Consider the following 25568-nt stretch of genomic DNA (forward strand, 5'->3'; position numbering starts at 1 on the left):
AACAAAGGCGTGTTAGTTCTTCAGCGCCCTCTAAATATCACATAACGCGAAGACACAGATGCAGCCAGCGGTTCAGTTATTGAAGTAATGCCCCTGTTCGATGTCCGGAATCAATGCAGGGTGCACGGGCTGCCAGCCCAAACGTTCCCGGGTCAGAGTGTTCGACATGGGGTTGTCGGTATACGTAAAAGGGCCGAGAAAGCCAAAATGGGCTTCTGCCTCTTCACGGGAGATGCTGGCTACTGGCAGGTTTAAGCTGCGACCGATGGCGCCGGCGATATCACGGAATGGAATACCTTCTTCGCCGACAGCGTGCAGCCGAGAGCCAGCTGGTGCGGATTCAGCTGCAAGACGGTACAAGCGAGCCGCATCGAGGCGATGAACAGCCGGCCAGCGGTTGGACCCGTCGCCGACGTAGGCCGAGAACCCTTTTTTCCGAGCAATGTCGATCAGCATAGAGATGAAGCCATGATCGCCGGGGCCATGCACGGTTGGTGCGAGCCGAACGACCGATGACCGTATTCCTCGATCTGCTAGTGCGATCGCCGCGTTTTCCGCCGCGCCCCGTGGTACGTTGGAGTCCACCGCGGTCTCCTCCGTTCCGAGGATCGGCACCGGGTTCGACCATGCGACCACTAAGGTTCCCGTAGTGAACACAAACGGCTTATTGGAGCCTTCAAGCGCCGCCCCAAACGTTTCGACGGCGTGCAGGTCGGTTGCGACTGCGCCTGCGAAATCCGCGAAATCGGTCTTGAAGCCTAGGTGAATAACGCCGTCTGATGCGGCAGCACCCTTATGCAAGCTGTCGAGGTCGTCGAGGGCACCGCGATGCACCGTCGCCCCGACTGCAGTCAATGATTCGGCAGCCTTGTCTGAGCGGGCCAGGCCGACGACCTGGTGACCTGCTTCGATGAGTTCGCTCACGACGGCGGAACCAATGAAACCCGTCGCTCCTGTGACAAAAATACGCATAATGAAATCCTCCTTAAGTAACTTAAAAGCGGATCTGCTTGAAGCACGGGTATTGCGAAAAAAAAGAGTCGCAACGCCAGCCTCAAGACTTACTAATTATAATCTGCGTATCGCCCAGGTTTTTGCCAGTTCCTCGTCACTTATTGTCTAATCCTCCGATACCACAAACCATAAACATTACTTTTGTTGGCGCAATTTAGCGATATCTCTCTTGGGCGGGGTACCGAAAAAGCGGCTGTAATCTCGGCTAAACTGAGAAGTGCTTACATACCCAACCAGCTGACAAGCAGTGTTTACATCCATAGAGCTGGATATCATCAGACGTCTCGCTTCATGAAGGCGCAGCGCTTTTTGGTACTGCAACGGGCTCATTGAAGTGACTGCCTTAAAATGTTCGTGAAACGAGGATTCGCTCATATGTACCAACTTGGCTAAATCCCTGATCTTTATTTGCTGGGGGAAGTTGTCATGCAGCCACATAATCGACTTCACAATTCGCTGCATTCTCGAGTCGGCAGAACACATTTCAGCGACATGAACGCCAACAGGGCTAAGCAGGACTCGCATCAAAATCTCATCCACCGCAAGCGGGGCAAGCAATTTAGCTTCAACGGGATTAGAAAGACACTCCAGAAGCCTCGACACAGCTTTGATCATACCCGAATCGGCGTGAATGATATACGCTGCGCGTCTTTCTCTAATGGGAGGCAGGCCCTGGGGATACACTTTCAGTACTAACTCGGCAATCCTTTGTGGGTCCAGCTTCAGCTTTACACTTAGAAAAGGTTCAGAAGGGCTGGCTTGTATAGTGCTCACAGCAATCGGTAGAGCCACAGGGAACATGAGCATATGTGAACGGCCAAACTGATAGATCTCCTGCCCCACGGTGGCAACCTTTACTCCCTGGGCAACGACTAACAGAGAGGGGGAGTTGAAGGTTCTCACGCAGTCCATATTTACTTTTGAATAACGGCTGACGTCCAAACCGGGAATGCACTGGCTAAACGTGCCGTCATATGGAGTATAGGCGTGGATCAGTCGGGCCAAACGAGCCGTTTCTGCATCAAGCGATTCATCTGAAAGCGAATGTTCATCTGGCTTTTTCATTTGGTTTCGAACTCAACTCCATTTTATTTAGAATTTATGACTTATGGTTTTTATCCATTGGAGCGATATTGTGGCACTGTCTTAAATGGCAGTCAAGATCCGATGGTAACCATTATTTTGCCCGATAGACATGTAATCGTCAAACGACCGCTTGCTCCGATAGTAGACCCGTAAAGATGGCCTCATGCCATTAAAAAAATCGACTTAGCGGCCAATGGAACGATTAGAACATGGCGTGAACATTAGCGTTGTCGATCGGTTTGGATACCCATGCATCCCCGGGATGCATTTTTACGTATTCGCAAAAAGGATTTGTGAGGGCAGGCGGTGAAATGAGAAGAGTGGAAAAAAATCAACTTTGCGGGGGCTGCTCATGCGTAAATCCTGGTTCAAACGTCTATTGCTCTCATACATGCCGGTTTTTATCATTGTAATTACGTTCATATTTTTTGTGTTCTTTCAGATCTTCGGCGAACAAAGCCGCCAGGAGGCGCTGAATGCCAATAAGAACCTCTCGCTGCAAGCGATGCGTATCGTAGATACGTCCTTAAAGGTGATCGACAACATGATCGTGCTTGAGAGCATTAACAGCAAACCTTTGAATGATTTTTTCAAGTCGACGGCGGCGAGCGATCCGTATATTAATATCAGGGCCGTGCAGAAGCTCAAAGAAATGATCAATTATTATCCCCTGATCGATTCGATCTATCTGGTCAGAAATTCGGACGGGTATGTGCTCAGCGACGCGACGAACGGATTTGTCGACACGTATCCGGACCGTAGTTTTATCGAGCAGTACCAGGTATCGATGACTCCCAAATGGACGGGCGTACGAACGTTTGAACAGTTTAAAATGAAAGGCGGCAAGCAGGTCGTCAGCCTGGTTCGGGGGTCGCCTTACATGAAAAACGACCTGGGCATGATCGTCGTCAACGTGGCCGCGGATTCCCTGAGCAACTTGACCAAATCGATGTATGAGTCCAAGGTCAGCTTTATTCAAGTCAAGGATGCATCGGGCCAGGCTTTGTTCGGCAGCGACGTCGAGGTCGGATCGTCCGAAGTCTACTCGGAGTATATATCGAGCTATACCAATTGGAAATACGGGAGCGGCCTTGTGAACCATGGTTTTGTAAGCGCTGTCTCTTATCTGTATAACCTTTGGTTTATTATCGGCATCGTCATGATTGCCGTCGGGTTCATTTGGATGATTTACGTCACCAAACGGAATTCGAAACCGATCGAAGCCATCGCCGCCAGGTTCAGCAGCTATTCGCTTCCGGTGGCGGGAGGAGGCTTGTGGAAAGGAAAACCGGATGAATTTGCCTTCATTGAATCCGCTGTCGACCACATATTGGAGCAATCCAAGCAGTATCAGGAGAAATACCGGGAGGATCTGCATCTGCGGACCCGGTATATGTTCCATCAATTGATTGAAGGGGATTCATCGCTGACGGTTGCCGAATTGAAGTCGGAGGCGGACCGCCTGAACTTGCCGCAGCCGCTGGATCAATTTCGCATCCTCATGATTGAAATCGACAAATACGGCGACTTTTGCAGGAACTATTCGAAAGCCGATCAGGATTTGCTTAAGTTTACCTTGCGGACCGTCGTCCATGAGATGGCCTCCAAATGGGACTGCCGGGTGTGGTCCGAATGGGTGTCTTCCTCCGGCTTGTCGGTCATGTTGTTTGAAAAAAGCGACGACGATCATTTCAGAACCGTGGTCTTGCCCCGTTTTGCCGAGCAGGTTATCGCATGGGTCGACCAAAATTTGAAGTTTACCATCACGATGGGCATGGGCGAATCCACGCCGCATTTAGGCGATATTCCGATGTCGTATAAAGGAGCCCTTGCGGCTCTGCAATATAAAATCGTTTTGGGCGAAAACCGGCTGATTCAAGGCGATGATATTTCGCGCCACGGCGTCGCCGAAGTGTATTCGCATTTGGGGGAGATCCGCTCCATCGTGCAGTCCTACCGAATGTTGAAGGCAAATTGGATCGAAGACTATGACACATGGTTCGTACAGTTGAAGCAAGGCTTGTTAACTAATGATGAAATATACAACTTGATGAATTATTTCATTTATCACATCGGCCGCGAACTGTCCGGCATGAGCAAGGAAATATACAACCAATGGATACAGGAGGGGCTGCCGAAGCTGACGGAGTGCGTGGACAACTGTTCCTCTTTGGAGCAGTTGAGGCAGGAAACGAAACAGGTGCTTGCGGCCCAGTTTGAGAGGATGAAACAGCTTCAGGATCGCCGGCAGCATTCGAACATCATCCGGGACATCTGCCGGCTGATCGAGCAGGATTACGCCAATCCGGACTTATCGCTCGAGATGCTTGGAGACCGGTTCCATCTGAACGCCAAATACGTAAGCAAGTTGTTCAAAGAAAACACCGGGCAGAGATTCGTTGATTTTTTGATCGATGTCCGCATGAAGGAAGCGCAGCGTCTGCTGACGGAAACGGGGGATTCGGTGCAGGAAATTGCGGAACGGGTCGGATATACCCATGCGATTTCGTTTACCCGTGTGTTTAAGCGGACCGTCGGGGTCGCTCCCGGCGAATACCGGGCTGACAAGCTGCGCAGCATGGCAGGCGAAAATGGTTCAGTCGTAGAAAACGGTTAAGAACAGCGATCGTGCATCGCTGTTTTTTTCATTCGTCGCAATGGGCTGCGTTGGGGTCGGGAAACCGGGGCGATCGGCATTACCGGCCAAGACCTTATTTACGGTGGGTTTTTACGTTGTATGGGGCCGGCAGGCGAAAACGGTTAATCCGGTTTATTTTTGTTTCTTGTTCAGGATCGCGGTTTCCTTTACGATCAGCTTACATTCCCAGCACCTGAAAGAAATGCCCGAAAGTATGATCGAACGGAAGGAGTTTACCCATCATGCCAAGACTGATCAGCAAGCCGCAAGCCGAGCCGGGACTGGCTCAAAAAATCTCTTTATCTTCCCAAATGCCGCCAAGCAGAAGAAACATCGGCAAAAAAATCAGGCGGCACTGGCAGCTTTATCTCGTACTGCTGCTGCCCGTCCTGTATTTGATTATCTTCAAATATATACCGATGGCCGGAATTGTAATCGCATTCAAAAATTTCAACGTCATCAAAGGCATCTGGGGCAGCGACTGGGTCGGACTTAAATATTTTTACCAGTTTTTCGAATCGCCGAATTTTTGGCTGTACATCAAAAACACGCTCGGCATCAGCTTCTACGGCCTGATCGTAGGCTTTCCGGCACCCATCATTTTGGCACTGGCGCTGAACGAGATCCGAAACGACATTTTCAAAAAAACCGTACAGATGGTCTCATACGCCCCTTATTTTATTTCTACGGTCATCATGGTATCGATCATTATCGTAAACCTGACGCCTCATGTGGGGATGGTCAGCAAGTTTTTCGAGATGCTCGGCGTAAGCAATACGAATTTTATGGGCATGCCGGGCCTTTTCAAATCCATCTATGTATGGTCCGATGTATGGCAGTTTACGGGATATGGCGCGATCATCTACATCGCCGCGCTTTCCGGCGTGAATCCGGAGCTGTATGAATCCGCCAAGGTAGACGGTGCATCCCGCATCCAGAAGATATTGCGCATCGATATCCCAAGCCTGATTCCCGTTTCGGTCATTCTTCTCATTCTGAACCTGGGCAACATCATGAAATTAGGTTTTGAAAAAATATATTTGATGCAAAATCCGCTGAACCTGAGCACCTCCGAGGTCATATCCACTTATGTCTATAAGGTTGGTTTGCTTGGGTCAAGCTTCAGCTTCTCGGCGGCCATTGGTTTGTTCAATTCGGTGATCAACCTGATTCTGCTCATCACGGTCAATTACATTGCCAGAAAACTGTCAAGCAACAGCCTCTGGTAGACCTATCCCGGTTTGATGCATGAGAACGCACAAGCACCAAGAAAGAGAGGAGATCTTATGTTCAAAGGAACCGCTATTCGCGAGTCCAAAGGCGATCGCCTATTCGTTGCTTTCGTCTACCTGTTTTTGACGCTGATTCTTGTCATTGTGGCGGTGCCCCTGATCTACATATTAAGCTCGTCCGTCAGTTCGCCCCAGGCGGTTACGTCGGGCAAAGTATGGCTTTTTCCCGTGGATTTTACACTGGACGGCTACAAAGCGGTGTTCCGCAATCCGCAAATCGGCGTCGGTTATTTGAATTCGCTTTTTTACACCGTCGTCGGCACGGTGGTGAACGTGGCTCTGACCATCATGCTTGGTTATCCGCTGGCCAAGAAGACCCTTTATGGCCGCAGCTTTTTTATGGTTATGCTTGTGATCACCATGATGTTTGACGGGGGTCTGATTCCTTATTATCTCGTCGTCAAAGACCTGCATTTGCTGGATACCCGCTGGGCGATGATTTTGCCGGGGGCGATGGGCGTCTTTCAGGTCATTGTGGCTAGGACATTTTTTCAAACCACCATTCCGGATGAATTGTCGGAAGCGGCGGAATTGGACGGTTGCAGCGACATCCGGTTTATATTCAGCATCGTTCTGCCGCTGTCCAAACCGATCATTGCCGTGATGACGCTGATGTATGCCGTCGGACATTGGAATGCGTATTTTGATGCGCTGATCTTTTTGCGGTCGCCCGACTTATTCCCGCTCCAAATCATTCTCCGCAACATTCTCATCCTGAATACGGTGGATGCCTCCATGATGGCGAACGTGAACCAGATGCAGGCGCAGCAGGGGCTTAAGGATTTGATCAAATATTCGCTTATCGTCGTTGCAAGTGCGCCGGTTCTGATTATTTATCCTTTTGTGCAGAAGCACTTCGTCAAAGGGGTCATGATCGGTTCGCTGAAGGGCTAAAGACGGCTTAGCGCGCCGCCATAACTGCTTGAAGGAGGTGATGCTGTCCGTTTTGCGGATAAGCTCGAGGTTCGGATGGTTAACAAAACAAGGTTATTGCCCGGTAAAACCATGATGACGAATGGGGGAAAAGTTCGATGCAAAAAAAGAACCGTAAAATTTGGCTAGGCACCATCAGCTGGATGTTGGCTTGCATGCTTCTTCTCAGCGCCTGCAGCGGCAGCAAATCCGCAGGGCCGGAAGCTTCCGGCGACCAAAAAGACAATAAGCCTGCGGAGCAAAGCGATATATTTACGCCGGTCGGCACGTATCCGATCGTGAAAGAGCCGATGACGATCAAAATGTTCGCGCCGCAGTTCGCGACGATCGAAAACATGGAAACGAATTTGTTTACCAAATATCTCGAAGACAAGACGAATATCAAAATCGCCTGGGATTTGGTCCCGGATAATGCTTTGAATGACCGGAAGCAGCTCATGCTTGCCAGCGGCGACTATCCGGAAGTCATTTTGCACGGGGGACTGACCAAGGAAGAACAGATGAAATACGGGCAGCAGGGAGTCTTTATTCCTCTGAATGATTTGATCGATCAATACGCTCCCAACATTAAAAAGGCGATGCAGGATCTGCCCTACATGAAGGCTTCGATTACGGCGCCTGACGGCAACATCTACGCTTTGCCGCAGGTCAACGAATGTTACCATTGCGACAATGCGCTCAAAATGTGGATCAACAAAGCATGGCTTGATAAGCTGGGCCTGTCTGTTCCGAAGACAACGGACGAATTTTACAATGTCCTGAAAGCGTTTAAGGAGAAAGATCCGAACGGAAACGGCAAACCGGATGAAATCCCGTTGACGGGTTCCGACGAGATGTGGGCAGGCAACGTTTCGGCGTTCCTCATGAACTCCTTTATCCTCGATGACTACGTCGATAAAGATTCGGGAACGTTCCTCCGCCAAATCGACGGTAAAGTCGACTTTACGGCAAATAAAGAAGAGTGGAAACAAGGCCTCCTTTATCTCAACAAACTGTACAAAGAGGGATTGATCGATCCGGCGGCCTTTACGCAAAATGCCGACGCCGTTCAGCAAATGGCCAACCGCGAGCCGGATAACGTCATGGGTACCCTCTCGACGGCATTAATCAGTTACGCCTACAGCATGGACGATAAAGCACCGCGCCATAAGGACTACGTTGTCGTGCCGCCGCTGAAAGGACCGAACGGCGTTCAACAGACGCTTAATTTTGCGGGGATCGGAAGCTCCCAGTTTGCGATTACGAATAAAGCGACAAAAGAGCAGCAGATTGCCGCGATCCGGTTAGCGGACTATTTATACACGGAAGAAGCCATCGTGCTGGAGGAAAACGGCCCCGAAGACAAAGGGTGGCGGAAGGCGAAAACCGGAGAACTGGATTTTAACGGCGAGCAGGCCAAATACGCGGCGATTCCGAAAACGGATAAAAAGCCGACCCATAACGACGGCTGGGAGCAGATCGGCCCATCGCTTCGGACCTACGCTTATCGTGCATCTTGGGTAGCTCCGCAGGACCCGCTTGCTCCGGACGGTTACGGTACCCGCCTGAATCAGGTTTCCAAAGAGTACGAACCGTATCACTCCAAGGAACAGTATCCTAACGGCTTGTTCATAGCGCTTGAAGATGCCGAGATCGCGGCGCAGATCAAAACGACGCTTGTCAGTTACGTCAAATCCAATATGGCCCAGTTTATTACCGGCTCCAAGGACATTAACAAAGAATGGGATGCCTATGTAAAAGGATTCGATGGGCTTCAATTAAACCAATACCTGGAAATCTATCAAAAAGCGCTGGATGCCAAAAAATAGGCCCCGGAACGAACTATAACGAACTGCCTCATCCCTTGCGCAGGCGTGGTTTTGTGCGCAGGGGGTGAGCTTTGAATTTTTGGGAAAGCAGGTGTATTAAAAATGACAGTACTTGCCAAACCATCGCCGCAGCAGCTCGCATGGCAGGATCTTGAGCTGGGGATGTTTTGCCATTTTGGCATCAACACGTTTTGCGATCAGGAATGGGGGGAAGGGACCGATTCCCCGGAGCTTTTTAATCCAACGCAGTTCGACGCCCGGCAATGGGCCAGGACGGCAAAACGTGCCGGATTCAAGTACTTGGTGCTGACCGCCAAACATCATGACGGCTTCTGTCTGTGGCCGACGAAAACGACCGATTATTCCGTGAAATCAAGCCCATGGAAAAACGGGCAGGGAGATGTGGTCAGGGAAGTCGCCGATGCTTGCAGGGAAGAAGGATTAAAGTTCGGGTTGTATTTATCGCCTTGGGACCGGCATGAACCTTGCTACCCGGATAAGGAAGCATACGACGACTTCTATGCGGAGCAATTGACGGAACTTCTGACGGGTTACGGGCCGCTTGTCGAGGTATGGTTCGATGGGGCGGGCTCTCAAGGCCGGGAATATGACTGGCCGAGAATCATCGGACTGGTAGACCAATATCAGCCGGAAGCGATGGTCTTTAATATGGGACGGCCCACGATCCGTTGGGTAGGCAACGAGGACGGCGTCGCTCCATACCCTTGCTGGAATACGGCAACGACGGCAAGAGAAAGCATGTTCACCAGCGACATGCTCACATGGATGGAGGGAACCCCCTCCTGGGTGCCGGCCGAATGTGACGTTCCGATCCGCAAAAGACACTGGTTCTGGCATCCCGACGACGAGGCGAGCTTAAGAAGCTTGGAGGACGTGCTGGACATTTATTACCGGTCGGTCGGCCACGGGGCTACGCTGCTGTTGAACGTCTCTCCGGATAACCGCGGGCTCCTCCCTGATGCTGATGCAGCGCGAGTCATCGAATTCGGGGATGAAATCCGGCGTAGATTCGGGCAGTCCATCGGCCAAACGCATGGTGAAGGTACGGAGCTGCTGCTCCATCTTGATTCGGCCGGGTCCGTGAACCACGTGATCCTCATGGAGGACATCTCCCAAGGGGAGCGCGTACGCGAGTACGTTCTAGAGGCTGACATTCAAGGCCATTGGAAAGAGCTTGTCAGGGGAAGTGCGATCGGGCATAAAAAAATCGACCGTTTCGCCACGGTTGAAACCGGCGCGCTCCGAATACGGGTGCTTGCGAGCGTAGAGAAGCCTGTGATCCGCAGCTTTGCAGCTTACAATGTCGTTTAAGGCTTAGTTTTTCGCGTTCCGCAACGTTCATGGCCATTCATCTTGAAACATAATGCTAAAGCCTGAATCCCTTGAAGGGTCAGGCTTTTTTTTGTTTAAGAAATCTGCTCAAATCATAGAGCTTCCACACTAAAAAACATGTAAATGGAGGAATATAGACGATGAAAAGCGATGTTAAATTCAAAAATAATACAATACTGTTGGCAGGAAATCTGTACGTTCCCTCTGAATTCGATGAAGCCAAGAAGTATCCGGCCATTGTCGTCTCTCATCCGGGCGGTGGCGTTAAGGAACAGGCAGCCGGACTTTATGCGGACAAACTTGCTGAATTGGGCTTCGTTACCTTGGCATTCGATGCTTCCAACCAAGGAGAAAGCGAAGGAACGCCTCGTTATTTCGAAGATCCTTATGCTCGTACTGAAGATGTTCGTGCTGCGGTTGACTATCTAACTACGCTGTCCTTTGTAGACACGGATAACATCGGAGCATTGGGCATTTGTGCCGGCGGAGGATACACAGTCGCGGTATCGCAGACAGAGCGCCGCATTAAGGCTGTCGCAACCGTGAGCATGGTCGATATCGGATCGCTGTTCGGCGAAGGTCTAGACGCGTCGTGCCGGTAGAGGATCAAATCAAGCTGCTGGAGCAAGTGTCGCAGCAACGGACGGCTGAAGCAAGCGGGGCTGATACGCTCTATGTAACTTATGTGCCGCAAGAGCTGGATGAAGGCATGACGGGTACAATGGCCGAAGGACATGATTACTATGTTACCCCTCGCGGCTGCCACAAAAATGCACCAAACCGTCTTGTGTTCACCAGCTTCGGACAAATTTTAACGTACTCGGCCTTCAGCCACATCGATAAGTTTTTAACGCAGCCGTTCCTGGCGATTGCAGGCAGCGAAGCAGATACGTTCTATTTCAGCCAAGAAGCCGTTGATAAGGCGGCCAGCCAAAATAAAGAACTGTTTACGATTGAGGGCGCCACACACGTTGGCCTGTACGACTTGCCGGAATATGTGAATCCAGCCGTCGACAAGCTCGCTGCATTCTTTTCTCAATATCTGAAATAATCCAATTCAAGAACAGGGGGATTTGAAATGACCAATGTGCTGATTCTGAGAGCCGGCGGGCAAATTGCGCATCAGGCCATCGATCTGTTCCTGAGCGGCACCGACGCACAGCTGACGCTTTATCTGCGAAACTCTAACCGGCTTCAATCCTATGCTTCCGATCGCGTCCGTATCATTGAAGGCGACGTTCTCGATCGCCCAACGTTGGAAGCAGCCATGGCCGGACAAGATGCTGTCTATGCAAATTTGTCCGGCGATGACCTGGAAGAGCAGGCGAGAACGATTGTGGATGCGATGGGCGCAGCTGGTGTGAAGCGTCTGATCTTCATCACCTCGCTGGGCATTTATGATGAGGTAGCGGGAGAATTCGGCAAGTGGAACAACCGCACCATTGGCGAATATTTGGGCCCGTATCGTAAATCGGTCGATGTAATTGAGGCATCGAAGCTCGACTACACCGTTCTCAGACCTGCGTGGTTGACCGGTGCCGACGAGATTGAATACGAGATTACCGAGAAAGATGAAAAATTCAAAGGTACGGAAGTATCGCGTAAGAGTGTGGCGGCTTTGGTCGTCCAATTAATCGAGTCGCCCGGTTTACATGTTCATGGAAATCTGGGCGTGAACAAACCGAATACCGATGGGGATAAACCAGCCTTTTATTAAGCAGATTGCAAAATATACACTCGTAAAGTAAGCTTCCTTACGGCAGCTTACTTTACGTTTCTTTCCGGTATGGAATGGACGATTACTCCGTGTCCGATGAAAAGCCGCCTATAAATTCCTGTCCAACAAGATCCCTACTTGTTCTGCCACAACTTGAGTCGGTTCGGATAATCCATTGGTGAACCAGGTTTCCACGATCTCAACGACAGCGGCTCCAAAGAATTTAAGAATTAATTCCTTGCTTAATCCTTGATTTATCCCTTCGGTTATATCTACATCCCGCTCCAATTCCTCGATCACAAATTTCAGGAAATGATTACGAAAAGCAGAAGTCCCTTTGGTTCCAAGCATGGTTGAAAAGAATGAAGAATGACGTTCAAAGTATTCAAACCAAATCAGATTCCCCTCGGCAAAACTCATTTCCGATGCTGATTCGCAAAGTTTCCTCAATTCATCGATATGTTCCTTGATGAGCTTATCCAGCAAGTCAAATTTATCCTCATAGTGATCATAAACGGTTCTCCGACCGACATTGGCCCGATCGGAAATATCTTGAATCGTAATATGATCAAAGCCTTTTTCGGACAGGAGTTGAACAAAAGCCTTCTTGATGGCTTCTTGAGATTTTAGTACTCTTCGATCTATCTTAGGCATCTACTTCACCAATCTTTCTATCGAATAACCGCACAATATTCACTCATTTGTATCATAACGTACAAAGCGTGGACTTTTGATAATTGAAGACATTCTTTTTACATTATATATTATACACAGATGTGCGATATCGCATCAATATACATTTACTAACGTATCAATTGTTGCTTTCTTCGGGTTATTAGAAAAATTGAACCCATTCAAGAGGAGATGTAAATATGAATCGTGTGGAGAAGAGCCGGAAAAAAATCCAACAGCTTTTTGGCGATCATGTACCCGCCGCATATTCTACGGACCCGGAGTTTCAGGACATTATGAGCCGCTTTATTTACGGGGACGTTTTTTATCAAGGGAATCTGGATGACAAACAACGGGAGCTGATCACCCTGGTGGTGCTTGCAACGAACCAGACGTTGCCTCAGCTTAGAGCCCATGTCAGCGCGGCGCTGAATGTCGGCCTGACACCTGTAGAGATCAAAGAAGCGGTTTATCAGTGTGCTCCATACATTGGATTTCCCAAGACATTGAATGCGATCAACGAAGTCAACGGGGTTTTCGAAGCCAGTCATATTGCATTGCCGCTTGAGAGCCAAACGCAGGTTGATGAAGATCATCGTCTGGAAAAGGGACTTGCCGTGCAAACCGAGATTTTCGGCGATGTGATACAAAACATGAGAACAAGCTCCCCTTCAAATCAAAAGCATATTCAGGAATACCTTTCTGCTTTTTGCTTCGGAGATTTTTACACCCGGGGCGGACTTGATTTGAAAACACGCGAGTTGTTAACACTGTGTATCATAAGCAGCTTGGGCAGCGCCGAAGGTCAAGTGAAGGCACATGTGCAGGGCAACAAAAACGTGGGGAATGACAAGGAAACTTTGATTTCCGCCATCACCCTTTGCCTTCCGTATATCGGCTTTCCGAGAACGCTGAATGCGTTAGCTTGCGTGAACGAAGTCATTCCTGAAGATTAAGTCAGGGGATGATTGATTTGGTCAAAACGATCGAAGCCGAAGCAGGAATATTTTTATCAAGATGATTCTTAACAATACAATTCATTGGAGGAATTAAACATGGCAAAACATGAAGAAGTGAAAAATGGCGTTATTTTCCCTGTAGGCGAGAAAAACGACGCCTTCGCACAATTTTTTGTAGGACAAAGTTATCTTAAAACCTTGATTGCCGACCCTAAGGTGAATGTGGGGGTAGGGAACGTAACCTTTGAACCGGGATGCCGTAACAACTGGCATATTCACCGTGACGGATTTCAAATTTTATTGGTTACAGGAGGCGAAGGCTGGTACCAAGAAGAAGGGCAGCCTGCTCAATTCCTGAAACCCGGCGATGTTATTGTCACGCACGATGGCGTGAAGCACTGGCATGGCGCTGCTAAAGACAGCTGGTTTGAACACATTGCCATCACGGCGGGCAAGCCGGAATGGCTCGAACCCGTTTCCGATGAAGTATACGAAAAAGCAACCAAATAAGCTCTTATGACGAAAAGGGGACGACATATTGACAAGACCATATATTATCTGCCATATGCTGACGTCATTGGACGGGAAAATCGTCGGGAAATATTTTGAAACGGAGCGAGGGGCTTTTTTTACGGAGGAATACGAGAGAATTCATGAAAGTTACGGATGCAATGCGTGGATGTGCGGCAGGACTACGATGGAGGAAGGCTTTACTCTCGGTCACACATTAGATTTAAAACACGAAGGCGCCCCCTCGATTCCCAGAACGGATTACGTCGCAAATAAAGATGCTAAGAGTTATGCCATAGCGGTAGATCCTTCCGGAAAACTGGGTTGGCAAGAAAATTCCATTGCTTCGTGGAATGAGCATCGGACGGACGATCATATCATTGAAGTCCTGAGCGAGCAAGTTTCGGATGCTTACCTGGCATATTTGAAAAATCTCGGCATTTCTTATATTTTCGGCGGAAAAGAACGATTAAATTTTACGGTCGTCCTGGAAAAGCTGAAGCATCTATTCGCCATCGATAGATTAATGCTGGAAGGCGGGGGGGTTTTAAATGGCTCTTTTTTGAATGAGGGATTAATTGATGAACTAAGCCTTATCGTCGTTCCCATTGCGGATGGAGCCTCCAACGCTGTGACCCTATTCGAAACGAGCTCTTTTCTTACCCAGCGTCCCGTAAATTTCATTTTGAAAGACGTCGAAAAACTGGAGGATGGAGGACTATCGCTGAAATATACTGCAAAGCCGGAATAGTTCTTTGTTTGATAGCGGGAACTCACAGCAAAAGTACATTACACCCGGTATTTTGGGATGAAACGGCATACATGCATGTGCGATCGCGCTTTAGAGTGTTTTGTTGACTCATTAATTACAACTGGATTGAAAGAAGGAATATACATGTCTAATTGTCGGGATATTAGAACAATATTCGACTTTTCAGAAGACGTAATTTATAAATAAAACTGGAGGAATACCATATGTTTGAACAAAAAGTTTGGTTTATTACGGGAGCAGGACGCGGTTTGGGGGTCGAAATTGCAAAAGCAGCCTTGGCAGCAGGTCATAAGGTAATCGCTACGGGTCGTAACACGGATAAAGTAACTAACGCAATCGGCAAAGCTGAAAATCTGTTCGTTGTGAAATTAGACATTACCAGTCTTGATGAGTCCGAATCAGCAGTCAAAGCAGCCGTAGATCATTTTGGAACGATCGATGTACTGGTTAATAACGCAGCCAGCTTCTATGCGGGTTTCTTTGAAGAGCTGACTCCGGAACAAATCCAAAAACAGCTCGACACCAACCTTATTGGGCCGATGAATGTCACTAGAGCCGTGCTCCCTGTCATGCGTAAAGCTCGTTCCGGTCATATTATTTCCATTTCTTCGCTCGCTGGCATCGTCGGTCAAGACTTTTGCGTTGCCTATTCCGCTTCCAAGTTTGGTCTTGAGGGCTGGATGGAGTCTCTCCATTTGGACGTTGCTCCATTCGGCATTCATACCACGATCGTCGAGCCAGGCTTCTTCCGTACAGCATTGTTGGAGCCGGAATCAACCAATTGGGCGGAGCTTAGCATTGATGACTATGCGAAGCGTACGGCAGAAACTCGTGCGGTTTGGGAATCCATGAATGGTAAACAAGGTGGTGATCCATCCAAGCTTGCCAAGGCACTGCTGACCATTGCAAGTGAGGAGCAGCCGCCGCAACGCTGGATTGCCGGAGCTGATGCTGTTGCTGCAATCGAGCAAAAGGTAAATGATCTTCAGAAACAGATTGATGCTTATCGTGATTTATCTACGTCTCTCTCATTTGAATAAGGATTGAAATATTTTGAAACCGCACCTGTTTCGGCCGAAATATCTGAAATTACAGAAAAACAAATTCAAAAGCAGGGAGACTCCATTACATGTGCTTATAAATGCTGGTGGTGCAGTCTATTTTAAAAAGGAATTGACGGCTGATGGGATTGATCGTATGTTCTGCATAGTCATTAAGGCTGACTAACCGGCTGCTCGACATCCTTCAAGAAATCGGACCACACCAAGTTTGATGATGGAGCGGGCAACAATCTATGGGGTGTACCAAGCAGCCATTTAAGGCTGTTGGTACACCTTCCTTTTTATGCAAAAGTATCGAGATCGTTCAGGCTATTCGGATATTGGAAAAATGCGGGTAATGGGGGGGAGCCAGTGGCAGCAGTTTACGAGATTTGGCTGCGAACGCTTGATTTTATTTAGCAGTTAGCTATAATTATGTTTAAACGATTAAACGAATGAACAGGGAGGGTGGATAGGGTGAGCCAGCGAACCGAGCAAGTTCTGCAACAATTTAAAGAATCCATTCCGCTGCTGGAAGTACTGACCGATGAAAACCGCCAAGCTATTATTATGGTGCTGGCACAGAACAAATCGGGACTTAATGTTAATGCGATATCAGGCCATATCAATTTATCCAGGCCGGCAGTTTCCCATCATCTGAAGGTGCTGAAACAAGCTGGTTTTATTCAATCCGAGAAAAAGGGCGTAGAAAATTATTATATATTGACTCTCCGCAAACCGCTCGAACAACTCAAAACCCTGATTAATGCCATTGAAGCAGAGTGCTCTTGGCCTCAGTGAATATCAAAGACTTAAATGGAATCCTGTAGCACAGGATTATTTTTCGCCCTATTAGTTCATTTGTTTAAACCAATAATCATAATGGGAGTGATACTCAATGAAGGCTATAACCATTGAAAAATACGGGAAAGATGTTCCCTTTGTTATGACTGAACAACCAATGCCTCCTATCGGAGAACATGATGTGTTAGTGGAAATTCATGCAGCCAGCTTAAATCCGATCGACTATAAAATTAAGGAAGGGAAAGTAAAATTCCTGTTGAGTTACTCGTTTCCTCTAATCTTAGGCAATGATTTCTCCGGCGTCATCGTTAAGGTTGGCGAACGGGTGAGTGCATTTAAACCTGGTGATGAAGTTTATGGTAGACCACGCAAGAACCGTATCGGTACATTGGCGGAATACATTGCTGTACATGAGGAAGATATTTCTTTAAAGCCGCAGAATCTAAACTTTGAAGAAGCTGCATCGATTCCACTGGTCGGACTTACGACTTACCAAGCCTTTACCGATATTTTGCATCTCCAAAAGGGTCAGAAAATTCTGATTCACGCAGGTGCAGGAGGTGTGGGGACGTTCGCCATTCAACTGGCCAAATTGATGGGAGCTTTTGTTGCAACAACAGCAAGCGAAAAAGGATATGAGTTGGTCAAGTCAATGGGCGCCGATGTGATCATTAATTATAAAAAAGATAACTTTGAAGAAATGCTTACTGAATATGACGCTGTTTTTGATACTCTGGGAGGAGCGGCTTTGGAAAAATCGTTCCGTATTCTAAAGCCAGGTGGTCAGATCGTATCCATCTCTGGTTTGCCAAACGCAAGATTTGGAAAAGAAGCAAAGTTGGGTTGGATGAAAACAGCCATTTTGTCGATCGTGAGCCATAAGCTCACAGCGCTTGAGAAGAAGTACCATGCAAAATATCATTTCCTTTTTATGAAATCGAGTGGAACACAATTGAAGGTTTTAAAAGAATTCATTGAAGAAGGTCACATTAACCCCGTTATTGATAAGGTGTATCATTTGGAAGAAACTGCGGAAGCATTCTCGTACCTGCAAGGCGGAAGAGCCAAAGGAAAGGTTGTCATTAAAATTAAAGAGAAAGTACAAAGTTGAGTCCGTATAATTGTGTAAAATGCTAGGTCCCAAAAGGAGCCATGTCCATAGCCATCAGTGTTGTCGTGTCGGGGGACAAGAACATGGTCCCATTGGAAGTCGCTTTTTTAGCGGCTTTTTTTGTTTTATCGGAACAAGTTCTTGTCCCAACATCCTGCGAGTTATGACTAGACTAATTGCCATCCCCTAAGGGGCTCTTTTTATTTAATTTTTTTCTTGACCTTTACATTAATGTGAAGCTTTATAATAAAGCTAACGTTCCTAATCGATGAGGTGATCATTTTGAAGATCGGAAAGGTAAGAAAAATAACTGGCGTTAGTGCCCGTTCGATTCGTTATTATGAGGAGAAAGGATTGATCAAAGCATCTCGTCAAGAAAATAATTATAGAGAATATGACGAAAAGACAATCGAATCCATTAACGCAATTCAACTTTATTTAGGATTAGGGCTGACAACTGACCAAATTCGGGACATTATCTTCTGCAGATTTCCTGAGCAGCAGGAGCATAAAGATAAAGACGTCTATTGTGAGGAATTGCTGCTTATGTATCAGTCGAAAATGAACGAGATTAACCAACAATTAGATGCTTTAACCAAAGCGAAGTTCAATTTGGCTGAAAAAATCAATCAGATGGTGCAAAAACGGGAGGAGGATAATAAATGACTATATTAGTTGCTGGGGCAACGGGAACCGTAGGGCGGCATGTCGTGGACCAACTTCTTCAAAGGGGGCAAAAGGTACGTGCATTGACACGTAATCCGCAGCAAGCCAATCTTCCTCATGGTGTAGAGGTTGTCGCGGGAGATTTAAGTGATCCAAGTACGCTAGTTTCTGCGTTGGTTGGCATCAGCGGCATGCATTTAATTACAACAGGTGCCGAATATGCCCCGTTACAAACAGGACCAGAAATCGTTGAGCTTGCTGAGAAGGCCGGGGTGCGAAGGGTTACAGTTTTATGGAACGGAGAGAAGGGCCCTTTTGAGAAGGCGGTTGAGTCAAGCAGTCTGGAGTGGACTCAGCTTCAAGCTTTTGAATTTATGGCAAACGCACGGAAATGGGCGAACTCTATACGCTCCGAGGGGGTTGTTCGAGACCTGTTCGGAGGATCACTGATTGCTCCTGTTCATGAAGCCGATATTGGAAGAGTCGCGGCGGTTGCACTAACTGGGGAAGGTCATGCAGGTCAAATATATACATTAACAGGGCCTGAGAGTTTGTCGGTGCAAGATAAAGTTCGGATAATCAGTGAGGTTATTGGACGTGAAATTCAATTTATCGAAAGCTCTGAAGAAGAAGAACGTGAACAGATGAGGAAAATGGGTGTTCAGGAGGATGCAATAGATTACGTGATTAGTTGGCACCTTAATCCGCCTAAATCTGCTTATACCGTTTTATCGACAGTGGAGGAAGTAACAGGACACAAACCGTATACGTTCGCAGAGTGGGTTAAGGAGAATGCAGGATTTTTTATCAATTCGGATAACGCTTGAATCTTTTATTAGACAGACGTGTCAGAGCACACATCGCTGGTAGCGATACGTTCAACGATTCGTTCTGAATTGCTAAGCTAACACAAAATCCCATTGAAAGTCGCTATTATAGCGGCTTTTTGTTTTATCGGTACAAGTTCTTTTCCCGAGTCGAGGACAGGAACTTGTACCGATTGCCGAAAAGGACAAGAACATGAGCCGATTACCGATAAGATAAGTATCTAAATGTTTTCCAATGTAACTTCATTATGCTAACGGGCAGTATAACGCAACAGCGTGTATGTGTAAGAACAAGCGACTTGAAGGATGCTACGCCGGAAGAACGGCATGCCGTAAGACAAGAACGAAGCCTTCCGGTATTGGAGACTTATTCGAAATGGCTCCATCTGCAGCGATCGCGAACGCTACCGAAAAGTTTGGTTGGACAAGCGATCGCCTACAAAGCACATCAACCACTTCCAAGAAGCTGTTGCCTTAAACTTAAGTTTAAGGTGTACAATGAATTTAAGATTTTCCCTAATTGGTGGGAGTCATGTAAATCGGAATATATTATCTTACCGGAAATGGAGGTCTCAAGGTGAGTTTATCCATTAAAGAGGCTTCGGAAAGGCTGGGGATTCCTCCTCATACCATCCGATTTTATGAAAGGAAAGGGTTGTTGCCATTTCTTCAACGTGACCCTTACGGAAATCGAATTTTTGAAGAGAGGGACATGGAATGGATCAACCTGATGATATGGTTTCGCGCGACCGGCATGACTGTTGCCGAATTGGAACAATTCGTTGAGTTGGCCGTCCAGGGCGATTCGACCATTCCGCAAAGACAGGATTTGCTGGAAAAGCACAAGCAGAAGCTTCAAGAAAGGCAATGGGAGCTCGATAGAGCGTTTGAAGCGGTCAATCTAAAACTGGCCAAATATGCGGAAATTCAAAACGATAAAAGGAAGTGAAGGCTGTGACAACACCTATTGGATTTATTGGAGTGGGGAATATGGGGCAAGGTATGGCTCTTAATCTGATCAAAGCCGGTTACACGCTTAGAGTATACAATCGAACAGCAGGCAGAGCTGAGCCTCTGGTCGCGCTCGGGGCCGAATCCGTCTCCAGGCCGAGCGAAGCCGCTACAAAGGGAAATATCGTCATTACTATGGTGACCGACGATTCCGCGCTCGAAGATATTGTGCGGAGCGAAGGATTTATGGAACGGCTTGGACGTGGAGGCCTCCATCTCTCGATGAGTACCGTTTCGCCCGCCACCTCTCGGCAGCTCGCCGATTTTCATGACGAATATGGGAGTCATTATGTTGAAGCGCCGGTTTTTGGTCCTCCCGAAGCGGCTACCGCGCGGAAACTATGGATCTGCATCGCGGGATCGAAGGAGGCGAAGAAACGAGCATTGCCGCTTCTGGATGCGATGGGGCAAGGAATTTTTGATTTCGGTGAAAGGATCGGCTCAGCCTTAATCGTCAAGATTTGTGGCAACTTCATTAGCTTTACGGCCATGGAAGCCATGATGGAGGCGTGCAGAATCGCGCAAAAAAACGGAATCAATCCTTCGGAAATGATGGAAATGCTCTCTCGGACGATGTTTACCGCTCCGGTGTATCAAAATTTTGGCGAGTTAATTGCGCTTAATGCCGAGCAAATTACGTTGCAAGGTCTCCCGAACAGCTGGATTGCCGTCAAAGACATTGGGTTATTCAAGGAGAGAGCAGTAATGGCGGAGACGGAGGCGCCGCTCGCTAATTTATTAAACGACCTGATAAGCGAATCTCCTTCTCCTTAACAGTCGCATGAACAACGCAGTTATGTTGAAGTGAACGTCAAATAGGCCCCACCTAGGAGTTAGATGGAAGCCCGGGTATGATTGATGAAGATTACGTGAGGCAGCAAGAATCAGGAAGCAACGGCGACCAAGGCAATGTTGCTGAAAACGGTCTTTTTGCATTGCACCAAACAGTTAACAGGACTTTTTCAGTGGCCTCTAATGATAGGCTGGGGCTATTGACGTTTACGTCTATGCCCAAACCAAAAATAATGACTTACAACATCTAACTAAGCTGATTACGTCTTCAACGGGTTCCATCCGGTGACCTCATACTTAGGTTGGGGTTTATTACGCAACTGTTAGCCAGCATCTCTACGGTGCTTGTCTAGAACAGCGACTAGGAAGTCCTTGAACGCATCAGTGGTGTGGCTGACTTTCGGTGCGAAAACAGATTTGACGTCGTATGCCTCGAACAGAAGGAAGTCCGCCGATGTGGTCGGCGTTGGGGTACGTGGCGATCATCACATCGATGTCCTTCGCGCCGAGCGCCTTGAGGTATGCGACAACATCATCGCCTTTGTCTGTCTTGCCGGCATCAATCAAAATAACTTCTCCATCTGCCGTGTGAATGTAGGTCGAGTCGCCCTGGCCGATATCGAGAAAGTACACGTCCAAGTTCAACAACCACCACTGTCGAGGGACAAGAACATAGTTCCATTGAGAGTCGCTATAATAGCGGCTTTTTTGTTTTATCGGAACAAGTCCTTGTCCCGAGTCGAGGACAAGAACTTGTTCCGATTACCGATTAGATAAGTATCCCAACAGGGTACCCATGCAAATCATTAAGTTAACGGGCAGAATACTATAAATTTTACGGGTGATCCTTATCCTGCTGCTCATTTACAGAACGATTGGGAAAAAGCCATCCTTTATATATTGTGCGAACGGAATATGCCCCCCGGTCATTTCGTTTCCGACCAAAGAGATCCCTGCTTCCTGGATTTCATCCTCCACGTCGAAGAATCCCGAGCAGGCTTGGCAGCCGCCCTTCACGATCCCCGACTTCAACACCTGCTTATACAAATCGTTAAATGGATGATCCGCCTTGCTGAGTTCATTTGGCCACTCCGTTCCGGCTCCGTCAAAGAGAACTGCAACCTCAAAGCCCTCTTCGTGCAGCTCCTGCCCGTACAACAAACCATGAACCGCCTTACCGAGATCCTGTTGATTCGCTTGAATGATGATGACAAATTTATTGGAAACTGACATTTTGAATACCTCCAATTTGGTTTTTAATGATTGCGTACAAGAGATGGATTTGTAGGGGAAAACTCGTGAAAGTCCCAGATAATCGGCGTGTCATTTTCAATATACAGAACTTCATCGATCTCAAACCGAACCAGCCGCTCTGCCCCCGGATGAAGAGAAATCTGGCACTTATCCCAAATGATATGGGAGCGCCCGGTCAGTTGAAGCGAATGTCCCGCTTGAAAGTCAATAAACAACATACCGGTGTTCGGATTGCTGTAAATATTGCCTAGCGTATTAAACATGGAATTCCCGAAATAATCCGGAAAAAGAAGGGTACTCTCATCCAACACTTCTACGAACCCAGGATGACCTCCACGATGAGAGGCGTCCATTTTCCCTTCCAAACTGGCGCTGCCAATAAAAAAAGTATCCGCTCGGCGAATCCATTCCTGTTGCTCGGAACTTATCTTGTTGCTGTGTTGTGCATGTCCTTGCGTCCGGCGGAACCCCCCACTCGGTTGGAGCGATCGTTTCTGTATGTATTTGGGGCAGTTACCGTATACTTGCTCCGTTGTGACCGTCAATCGTCCGCTCCCATCGATTTCTCCCTTTCCATTTATTCTCATTCGGATTCTTCGGTTGAAATCGATCGCAAGCAATCCGATCTCCGGGTTCGAAAGCAAATTTTTGATGAGGGGATCGCTTGCAGGAGGACGGGACATGATGGTTACCATAGTCTCCGATGCAGCGCTGATGAACCCTGGTTCACCGGTTAAAAAGGAAATCCATACTTTTCCGTTCTCACCAACAGTGGAAGCAATGACCATAGATTGTGTCTGGATAAATGCCATTGCACCCTTAAAAATAACAGACCTAATGCTTTTACTGTTCTGTTCCGCTAGGAATTCTTCACCCGCCAGTTTTTGAACGGCCAGTTCCCCGGCATGATACACGCCAATCACGTATTACACCTCCTTTATTAACCACCATAAACTGCATAAAGGTATTATATATTGATTTATTTAACCTGTAAACAGCAATAATGGATATTAATAAATGACTTCAAAAAAGTAGTCCTAGACAATTATGTATCTAGGACTCCTTGGTATCTTTATTTTTTTGCCGCTCCAAATAGGCCGTAACTTTCATGCGGTTGCCGCACGTTTTCTGGCTGCACCATCGGCGGGTGCTGTTCCTGCTATTGTCATAAAAATAAAGTACGCATGCCGGGTTCTCGCACTTCTTGATAAGACGAATATCATAATGACAGAATAGATCGACGGCAGCCTCTGCTACGGGAATGAGTAAATCGCTCGGTTTCCGAAGGGCAACATGCTTCTCGGCTTCGAATCGGTGACCTTTTCTGATCAGTTTTGTGGTGATGACCTGTTCTTGAAGTACCTTGTTGATGCACGACATTTCCTCTTCCGAGACTTCGATATTCCGCATTCTATTCTGGACCATCGTGAGCATACTTTTTCTAAGCGCGATTGCGTCCTCAACCAGCGATTCTTCTTTCCCGTACTCCCATTTCTGTATCGCAGCATCGAGTTGTTCTTTCGTGTAGAAATTCATTAGGACTAACCATTCAAGCACGTCATCCCAGTTACACAGTAATTCTGCGGGTTGTCCGCCCACCGCAATTTTCGTATTGATAAAATCCAGTGCTGGATGATTCCCGATAAATTGAAAAGAAGGGGGGATTTTCTTAGGCATCTTACCGAACTCCTTACAAACTTATTCTTTCATCATTATAGTCTTTCTGCTGCTATTCGCCTAGGACGCCGCCATGGGCCTTCGATACGATTGAGATCAAGGTGAGGGAAAGATAAATAATGCTTGCCTTAGAGTGTACTTTAAGATGTAAGATGAATATATTCCAATTATTGGATTGAAAGGTATGAATGATAATGAAGCAAAGATCGTTAGGCGATAGCGGCTTAAAGGTGTCGGCACTTGGACTCGGCTGTATGGGCATGTCCGACTTTTACAGCGGGCGTGATGAAGAAGAGGCCGTCCGGACCATACATAGAGCAATAGAAGTAAGAGTTACTCTTCTGGACACGGCTGATATGTATGGGCGTCGGAAAAAACGAAGAGCTTGTCGGCAGAGCAGTGAAAGGGCGGCGCACCGAAGTCATTCTGGCAACGAAATTCGGCAATGTGCGAAGTGAAGATGGTAAATTCCTGGACGTCAACGGCCGTCCGGAATATGTAAAAGCAGCTTGTGACGCCAGCCTTCGGCGTCTTGGCGTTGAATATATCGATCTGTACTATCAGCACAGGGTAGACCCAAATACTCCGATCGAAGCGACGGTCGGCGCTATGGCCGAACTGGTGTGTGAGGGCAAGGTCCGCTATATCGTCGGGTTGTCAGAAGCCGCCATGCGACTACTCGGCGAGTGCATTATCACAACTAGGTACCCATGCATGAATTCATTAAGCTAACGGGCAGTTTAGCGTAACTCCATTGTAGGACTCCTTCAACCGCTTGTACATCAACAGCCGGTCTTGAGCTAAATCATCAGCATATTATATCCTTGCATAAATGCTTGCAACCGCCTCACTCATTAGAACGTAAAAGGGATAAAGAAGAAAGGATGAGCGCATATTTCTACCCGAGCGGCTTTATTCGGAAAAATGAAAACGCCTGGTTCTATTTTTTTCGTCTTCGTGCTCCTCGTGTCCATCTTGACGGGCGTCTTCTCGAGGCCCTATTTCACAGACCGCGTCTTCTACTTGTACGAGGATACGTACAAATTCTCCGGCGAGCAAGACCGTCTCGTCACCTATCATAGCAGCACGGCCGCTCCCGTCCAAGTACGCACCGACGACGAGCTGCACCGCACAGTGATCATCAGCGGGCAGTCCTATGCCATTGCGGACAAAAGCGTCCCTTACTCGACCAAGTTCCGAGTGACCTATCCGAACGGACATGTCTATAGCGTCGAGGACAATAACGGCTTGCTCTTGAGCTACGATGACAAAGGCAATATCGTCATGGCTATTCAGGCGTACGCCAACGGCGAGCGGATCAAGCAGGAAGGGGAAGAAGATTTTCCGCCGTCGGCGCTCGTAAGCGCGGCTTACCCCGATTACCATGTCAAACGAGGCATGCCAGGGTTTCTTTTTCTTGCCCTCGGCCTGTTGATCTTTGGCTGGTGCAGCTTCCGGTACCAAGCCTTCCAGGATTTAATGTTCCATCTATCTCCGCAGCGGCTCATGTACGAGAATCCCGAGCCGAGCGACTTCTACTATTTCATGAGCAAGGTTAGCGGCATTATCGTGATGATGGGTTCGATTTTCGTCGCTTTCAAAGCGTACTAGGCGCATGCGGACTGCTGCACC

26 protein-coding genes and 2 pseudogenes are annotated in these 25568 nt (G+C 47.8%); 21 read left to right on the forward strand and 7 right to left on the reverse strand.

Annotated elements, in window-relative coordinates; genetic code table 11:
* Positions 1-72: 72 nt before the first annotated feature.
* Both MKY58_RS12830 and MKY58_RS12835 read right to left on the reverse strand, forming a co-directional pair.
* Positions 73-972 carry an SDR family oxidoreductase gene (locus MKY58_RS12830; protein ID WP_339324864.1) on the reverse strand — a complete coding sequence of 300 codons (900 nt, stop codon included), beginning with the start codon at positions 970-972 and terminating at the stop codon, positions 73-75.
* A gap of 177 nt (positions 973-1149) precedes the next feature.
* Positions 1150-2079: an AraC family transcriptional regulator gene (locus MKY58_RS12835; protein WP_339324865.1), complete on the reverse strand. Its 930-nt coding sequence runs from the start codon at positions 2077-2079 to the stop codon at positions 1150-1152.
* Positions 2080-2452: 373 nt separating this feature from the next.
* On the opposite strand from MKY58_RS12835, the gene MKY58_RS12840 reads away from it, so the two are divergent.
* The 7 genes and pseudogenes from MKY58_RS12840 (at position 2453) to MKY58_RS12870 (ending at position 11841) form a co-directional block, all read left to right on the forward strand.
* A complete protein-coding gene (locus MKY58_RS12840) occupies positions 2453-4717 on the forward strand; it encodes a helix-turn-helix domain-containing protein (RefSeq protein WP_339324866.1) in 2265 nt (754 codons plus the stop codon).
* 332 nt (positions 4718-5049) lie between these two features.
* Positions 5050-5967, forward strand: coding sequence for an ABC transporter permease subunit (locus MKY58_RS12845; protein WP_339325141.1), 918 nt, complete (start codon positions 5050-5052; stop codon positions 5965-5967).
* 57 nt (positions 5968-6024) lie between these two features.
* Positions 6025-6924 (forward strand): carbohydrate ABC transporter permease, encoded by a 900-nt coding sequence (locus MKY58_RS12850; RefSeq protein ID WP_339324867.1) that lies wholly within the window; start codon positions 6025-6027, stop codon positions 6922-6924.
* A 137-nt stretch (positions 6925-7061) separates the two neighbouring features.
* Positions 7062-8771, forward strand: a complete 1710-nt coding sequence (locus tag MKY58_RS12855) for an ABC transporter substrate-binding protein (RefSeq protein WP_339324868.1) — start codon at positions 7062-7064, stop codon at positions 8769-8771.
* A gap of 102 nt (positions 8772-8873) precedes the next feature.
* Complete coding sequence (locus MKY58_RS12860) at positions 8874-10103, forward strand: alpha-L-fucosidase (RefSeq protein ID WP_339324869.1); 1230 nt, start codon at positions 8874-8876, stop codon at positions 10101-10103.
* Positions 10104-10264: 161 nt separating this feature from the next.
* Positions 10265-11175 (forward strand): annotated as a pseudogene (locus tag MKY58_RS12865) (alpha/beta hydrolase).
* Between the two features lie 27 nt (positions 11176-11202).
* Positions 11203-11841, forward strand: a complete 639-nt coding sequence (locus MKY58_RS12870; RefSeq protein WP_339324870.1) for an SDR family oxidoreductase — start codon at positions 11203-11205, stop codon at positions 11839-11841.
* 108 nt (positions 11842-11949) lie between these two features.
* On the opposite strand, the gene MKY58_RS12875 is transcribed toward MKY58_RS12870, so the two are convergent.
* Complete coding sequence (locus tag MKY58_RS12875) at positions 11950-12495, reverse strand: TetR/AcrR family transcriptional regulator (RefSeq protein WP_339324871.1); 546 nt, start codon at positions 12493-12495, stop codon at positions 11950-11952.
* Between the two features lie 218 nt (positions 12496-12713).
* Between MKY58_RS12875 and MKY58_RS12880 the strand changes: the two genes are divergently transcribed.
* From MKY58_RS12880 to MKY58_RS12935, 12 genes are all read left to right on the forward strand, one after another.
* Positions 12714-13469: a carboxymuconolactone decarboxylase family protein gene (locus tag MKY58_RS12880; RefSeq protein ID WP_339324872.1), complete on the forward strand. Its 756-nt coding sequence runs from the start codon at positions 12714-12716 to the stop codon at positions 13467-13469.
* A 99-nt stretch (positions 13470-13568) separates the two neighbouring features.
* The gene (locus MKY58_RS12885; RefSeq protein WP_339324873.1) at positions 13569-13982 is read left to right on the forward strand and encodes a cupin domain-containing protein; all 414 of its coding nucleotides are present in this window, start codon (positions 13569-13571) and stop codon (positions 13980-13982) included.
* A gap of 28 nt (positions 13983-14010) precedes the next feature.
* Entirely contained in the window at positions 14011-14733 is a 723-nt protein-coding gene (locus MKY58_RS12890; RefSeq protein WP_339324874.1) for a RibD family protein, read from the forward strand.
* Between the two features lie 224 nt (positions 14734-14957).
* Positions 14958-15794 (forward strand): SDR family NAD(P)-dependent oxidoreductase, encoded by an 837-nt coding sequence (locus MKY58_RS12895; protein WP_339324875.1) that lies wholly within the window; start codon positions 14958-14960, stop codon positions 15792-15794.
* Positions 15795-16271: 477 nt separating this feature from the next.
* Positions 16272-16595, forward strand: coding sequence for a metalloregulator ArsR/SmtB family transcription factor (locus tag MKY58_RS12900; RefSeq protein WP_339324876.1), 324 nt, complete (start codon positions 16272-16274; stop codon positions 16593-16595).
* A gap of 97 nt (positions 16596-16692) precedes the next feature.
* The gene (locus MKY58_RS12905; RefSeq protein ID WP_339324877.1) at positions 16693-17709 is read left to right on the forward strand and encodes an NADP-dependent oxidoreductase; all 1017 of its coding nucleotides are present in this window, start codon (positions 16693-16695) and stop codon (positions 17707-17709) included.
* A gap of 273 nt (positions 17710-17982) precedes the next feature.
* Positions 17983-18375, forward strand: a complete 393-nt coding sequence (locus MKY58_RS12910) for a MerR family transcriptional regulator (RefSeq protein ID WP_339324878.1) — start codon at positions 17983-17985, stop codon at positions 18373-18375.
* Positions 18372-19202: an NmrA family NAD(P)-binding protein gene (locus MKY58_RS12915; RefSeq protein WP_339324879.1), complete on the forward strand. Its 831-nt coding sequence runs from the start codon at positions 18372-18374 to the stop codon at positions 19200-19202. The genes MKY58_RS12910 and MKY58_RS12915 overlap by 4 nt, the downstream gene beginning before the upstream one ends.
* Positions 19203-19450: 248 nt before the next feature.
* On the forward strand, positions 19451-19783 hold the full coding sequence (locus MKY58_RS12920) for a transposase (protein ID WP_339324880.1): 333 nt from the start codon (positions 19451-19453) through the stop codon (positions 19781-19783).
* Entirely contained in the window at positions 19780-20151 is a 372-nt protein-coding gene (locus tag MKY58_RS12925; RefSeq protein WP_339324881.1) for a MerR family transcriptional regulator, read from the forward strand. Before MKY58_RS12920 ends, MKY58_RS12925 begins: the two co-directional genes overlap by 4 nt.
* Before the next feature lie 5 nt (positions 20152-20156).
* Positions 20157-20987, forward strand: a complete 831-nt coding sequence (locus tag MKY58_RS12930; RefSeq protein ID WP_339324882.1) for an NAD(P)-dependent oxidoreductase — start codon at positions 20157-20159, stop codon at positions 20985-20987.
* Between the two features lie 77 nt (positions 20988-21064).
* Positions 21065-21256 carry a hypothetical protein gene (locus MKY58_RS12935; RefSeq protein ID WP_339324883.1) on the forward strand — a complete coding sequence of 64 codons (192 nt, stop codon included), beginning with the start codon at positions 21065-21067 and terminating at the stop codon, positions 21254-21256.
* 130 nt (positions 21257-21386) lie between these two features.
* Here the strand turns inward: MKY58_RS12935 and MKY58_RS12940 are convergent, their stop codons facing one another.
* From MKY58_RS12940 to MKY58_RS12955, 4 genes are all read right to left on the reverse strand, one after another.
* Positions 21387-21638, reverse strand: a complete 252-nt coding sequence (locus tag MKY58_RS12940) for an MBL fold metallo-hydrolase (RefSeq protein ID WP_339325142.1) — start codon at positions 21636-21638, stop codon at positions 21387-21389.
* Between the two features lie 231 nt (positions 21639-21869).
* Entirely contained in the window at positions 21870-22238 is a 369-nt protein-coding gene (locus MKY58_RS12945; protein ID WP_339324884.1) for a hypothetical protein, read from the reverse strand.
* 23 nt (positions 22239-22261) lie between these two features.
* Positions 22262-23182, reverse strand: a complete 921-nt coding sequence (locus MKY58_RS12950; RefSeq protein WP_339324885.1) for a pyridoxamine 5'-phosphate oxidase family protein — start codon at positions 23180-23182, stop codon at positions 22262-22264.
* 130 nt (positions 23183-23312) lie between these two features.
* Complete coding sequence (locus MKY58_RS12955) at positions 23313-23936, reverse strand: CGNR zinc finger domain-containing protein (RefSeq protein ID WP_339324886.1); 624 nt, start codon at positions 23934-23936, stop codon at positions 23313-23315.
* Between the two features lie 194 nt (positions 23937-24130).
* Here MKY58_RS12955 and MKY58_RS12960 point away from each other — a divergent pair.
* Together MKY58_RS12960 and MKY58_RS12965 are read left to right on the forward strand one after the other, a co-directional pair.
* Positions 24131-24605: pseudogene (locus MKY58_RS12960) on the forward strand (aldo/keto reductase); the annotation flags it as partial.
* Positions 24606-24860: 255 nt separating this feature from the next.
* Entirely contained in the window at positions 24861-25547 is a 687-nt protein-coding gene (locus MKY58_RS12965) for a hypothetical protein (protein ID WP_339324887.1), read from the forward strand.
* Positions 25548-25568 lie beyond the last annotated feature (21 nt).

The organism is Paenibacillus sp. FSL W8-0194 (assembly GCF_037969745.1).
GTDB classification, from domain to species: Bacteria; Bacillota; Bacilli; order Paenibacillales; family Paenibacillaceae; genus Paenibacillus_AQ; species Paenibacillus_AQ cookii.

Bases quoted from the DNA above. Each gene is read 5' to 3' on its own strand.
- MKY58_RS12945 (WP_339324884.1), bottom strand. From the start codon at position 22,238: ATGTCAGTTTCCAATAAATTTGTCATCATCATTCAAGCGAATCAACAG.
- MKY58_RS12830 (WP_339324864.1), bottom strand. From the start codon at position 972: ATGCGTATTTTTGTCACAGGAGCGACGGGTTTCATTGGTTCCGCCGTC.
- MKY58_RS12965 (WP_339324887.1), top strand. From the start codon at position 24,861: ATGAAAACGCCTGGTTCTATTTTTTTCGTCTTCGTGCTCCTCGTGTCC.
- MKY58_RS12915 (WP_339324879.1), top strand. From the start codon at position 18,372: ATGACTATATTAGTTGCTGGGGCAACGGGAACCGTAGGGCGGCATGTC.
- MKY58_RS12835 (WP_339324865.1), bottom strand. From the start codon at position 2,079: ATGAAAAAGCCAGATGAACATTCGCTTTCAGATGAATCGCTTGATGCA.
- MKY58_RS12840 (WP_339324866.1), top strand. From the start codon at position 2,453: ATGCGTAAATCCTGGTTCAAACGTCTATTGCTCTCATACATGCCGGTT.
- MKY58_RS12895 (WP_339324875.1), top strand. From the start codon at position 14,958: ATGTTTGAACAAAAAGTTTGGTTTATTACGGGAGCAGGACGCGGTTTG.
- MKY58_RS12845 (WP_339325141.1), top strand. From the start codon at position 5,050: ATGCCGCCAAGCAGAAGAAACATCGGCAAAAAAATCAGGCGGCACTGG.
- MKY58_RS12870 (WP_339324870.1), top strand. From the start codon at position 11,203: ATGACCAATGTGCTGATTCTGAGAGCCGGCGGGCAAATTGCGCATCAG.
- MKY58_RS12880 (WP_339324872.1), top strand. From the start codon at position 12,714: ATGAATCGTGTGGAGAAGAGCCGGAAAAAAATCCAACAGCTTTTTGGC.
- MKY58_RS12855 (WP_339324868.1), top strand. From the start codon at position 7,062: ATGCAAAAAAAGAACCGTAAAATTTGGCTAGGCACCATCAGCTGGATG.
- MKY58_RS12920 (WP_339324880.1), top strand. From the start codon at position 19,451: ATGCTAACGGGCAGTATAACGCAACAGCGTGTATGTGTAAGAACAAGC.
- MKY58_RS12955 (WP_339324886.1), bottom strand. From the start codon at position 23,936: ATGCCTAAGAAAATCCCCCCTTCTTTTCAATTTATCGGGAATCATCCA.
- MKY58_RS12860 (WP_339324869.1), top strand. From the start codon at position 8,874: ATGACAGTACTTGCCAAACCATCGCCGCAGCAGCTCGCATGGCAGGAT.
- MKY58_RS12885 (WP_339324873.1), top strand. From the start codon at position 13,569: ATGGCAAAACATGAAGAAGTGAAAAATGGCGTTATTTTCCCTGTAGGC.
- MKY58_RS12850 (WP_339324867.1), top strand. From the start codon at position 6,025: ATGTTCAAAGGAACCGCTATTCGCGAGTCCAAAGGCGATCGCCTATTC.
- MKY58_RS12905 (WP_339324877.1), top strand. From the start codon at position 16,693: ATGAAGGCTATAACCATTGAAAAATACGGGAAAGATGTTCCCTTTGTT.
- MKY58_RS12875 (WP_339324871.1), bottom strand. From the start codon at position 12,495: ATGCCTAAGATAGATCGAAGAGTACTAAAATCTCAAGAAGCCATCAAG.
- MKY58_RS12935 (WP_339324883.1), top strand. From the start codon at position 21,065: ATGATTGATGAAGATTACGTGAGGCAGCAAGAATCAGGAAGCAACGGC.